The sequence below is a fragment of the Streptomyces phytophilus genome, assembly GCF_013870535.1.
GTDB lineage: Bacteria > Actinomycetota > Actinomycetes > Streptomycetales > Streptomycetaceae > Streptomyces > Streptomyces phytophilus.
In genome coordinates, this window is record NZ_JACBXC010001036.1 from 1 (window position 1) to 2,182 (window position 2,182).

At 73.3% G+C, this 2,182-nt stretch carries 2 protein-coding genes and 1 pseudogene; 1 reads left to right on the forward strand and 2 read right to left on the reverse strand.

Translation table 11 applies throughout. The annotated features are described in order from the left end of the window. A pseudogene (locus H5J30_RS28720) lies at positions 1 to 457 on the reverse strand (hypothetical protein); the annotation flags it as partial. A gap of 600 nt (positions 458 to 1,057) precedes the next feature. Here H5J30_RS28720 and H5J30_RS28725 point away from each other — a divergent pair. Beyond that, complete coding sequence (locus H5J30_RS28725) at positions 1,058 to 1,471, forward strand: tetratricopeptide repeat protein (protein WP_309505660.1); 414 nt, start codon at positions 1,058 to 1,060, stop codon at positions 1,469 to 1,471. A 57-nt stretch (positions 1,472 to 1,528) separates the two neighbouring features. On the opposite strand, the gene H5J30_RS28730 is transcribed toward H5J30_RS28725, so the two are convergent. Next, on the reverse strand, positions 1,529 to 2,182 hold a 654-nt coding region (locus tag H5J30_RS28730), incomplete at its 5' end, for a Cgl0159 family (beta/alpha)8-fold protein (protein WP_181790197.1).

The window sequence follows — 2,182 nt, forward strand, 5'->3', positions numbered from 1 at the left end:
CGTCCCCCCAGGTGCCGAAGCCCGGGGGCTTCGCGCCCGCCGGGTGGCCGCCGAAGGCGCGCCACACCAGCCCCTCGGGATAGCTCTCGGGCGAGGCCACGAACTCCTGGTTCGGCCGGTCCCGGCGCAGCTCCGCGTGGGAGGCGGGCGCGATGCGCGGGAACGCACCGGTGTACCAGAGGTAGATCAGCGCGCGTGCCAACTCCCGCTCCAGCGCGGGGAGCCGGGACGGACCCAGGCCGCTCTCGTGGGCCTGCTCCCAGACGCCGAGGAAGGCATCGAGGCTCCCCTGACCGATCTCGCGGCGTGCCGTGTCGAAGTAGAGCTGCGCCATGCCGGTGCTGCGCAGCTCGTACGCGGTGAACCCGGTGAGCGGCACGCACAGCCGCACGAAGCGGTCGAGGGGGGCGGTCGGGGGGTCGTCGGCCGCTTCGGAGGGCTCAGAGGGTTCTGTCATGTGGGGGGTCTCCTTCCGCGGCGGGCAGTGCGCTTCCGCCGGATGGCAGGTGTCTGCCACGCGCACGCGTCGCAGCAAACACACGAACCGCGAAGCCAGTGGGGGGAGGCGGGGCCGCGCGGTTGCCCGGTGCGTCGGTCGGCGCTGCGAGAGAAACGGTTCTCCGGCCGCGGCTCAATGCCCCTGGCGGGAGCGGGATTTCATCACTGCGGGGGACGGGTCGGACGAGTGACCGCGCACGGGTCAGCCGCGCGGGAGAAGCGATCCCGGCTGCTGCCGGCCCATCGTCTGCGGCATCGCGGGCTCGGCCGCGAGTATGCCGATCTCGACACGTTCGGAGACCTCCCGCGACCGTGCTTCGGCGGCGCGGCTCGGCCATTCAAGCGCCCCGCGGCCACCGCCGGGCGGTGGCCGACGCCGTGGCCGCCGTGCTCCGGCCTCCGCGGTGGGCCCGGCGCAACTGACGCGGGCCGTCTGGGCGTCCATGGAGGTGGCGGTCCACCACGGCCGACAGCGTGGAGCGAAGGGGGCGTGCCTGACATGTCGTGGAGATGGGCGATCACGGGTGCGGTCGCGGCGGTGGGGGCCGTGCTTGGTGCGGTGCGGGTGAAGAGAGTGCTGGGCGACCCCTTCGGGCGGGCGGAGAAGGAACTGGACAAGCGGGATCGGGCGCTGCGCGAAGAGCACCCCGATACCGTGGCGCTCCGGCACCGGGCCCACTACCTCAGCGAGATCGGGGACCTGGCCGGCTCCCTGGAGATCTCCGAGCAGCTGCTCGCAGAGCGGGTGCGGGCACTGGGCGAAGACCACCCTCAGGTGCTCACCACTCGGCACAACCTGGCCAACCTGCGCGGCAGGGCGGGGGACGCGGCCGGTGCCGCCGGGGCGTTCGAACGGCTGGCGCTCGACATGGAGCGGGTGCACGGAGCCGACTACATCTACACCGTCCTGTCCCGGCGCGCCGCCGTCCGCTGGCGGGAGGAAGCGGAAGGCGGCGGCCAGGGCACCGCGTGACGACAGCGGCGTCGTGACCGTGCGCGAGGCAGCCGTCGGCCGCGGTCGGGTCCGGTTTCAGAGCAGGCTCACCGCGGTGTCCACCGCTTCCTCGACGCTGCCCGAGGCGGGGTACAGCAGGGTGCGGCCCGCTACCAGACCGTGGACCGCGGGGTGCGACAGTGCGGTGCGCCAGCGCTCGTACGTGTCGTCCTGGTCCGTGCCGACCTCGCCGCCCAGCAGCACCACCGGGAGCGTCGACGCGCTGAGGACTCCGTCCATCCCGGCGGGGTCCGCCGTCACCGGGAGTTTCAGCCATGTGTACGCCGACGTGCCGCCGAGGCCGGAGGCGATGGCGACGGACTTGGTGACGGCCTCCGCGCTCAGGTCGTTGCGCACCTTGCCCCCGAGGCGGCGGGAGAGGAACGGCTCGACGAACACGGGCAGTCGGCGTGCCGCCATCTCGTCCACCGTGCGGGCGGCGGCGTGCAGCGTGGCCAGGGACCCCGGGTCGTCGTAGTCGATGCGGAGCAGCAGTTTGCCGGCGTCGAACCGGAGCCGGGTCAGGTCCTCGGCGCGGTGGCCGGTGAAGCGGTCGTCCATCTCGAAGGCGGCACCGGCCAGCCCGCCGCGGTTCATCGACCCTACGGCGACCTTGTCCTCCAGGACGCCCAGGAGCAGCAGGTCTTCCAGGATGTCGGCGGTGGCCAGCACGCCGTCCACGCCGGGTCT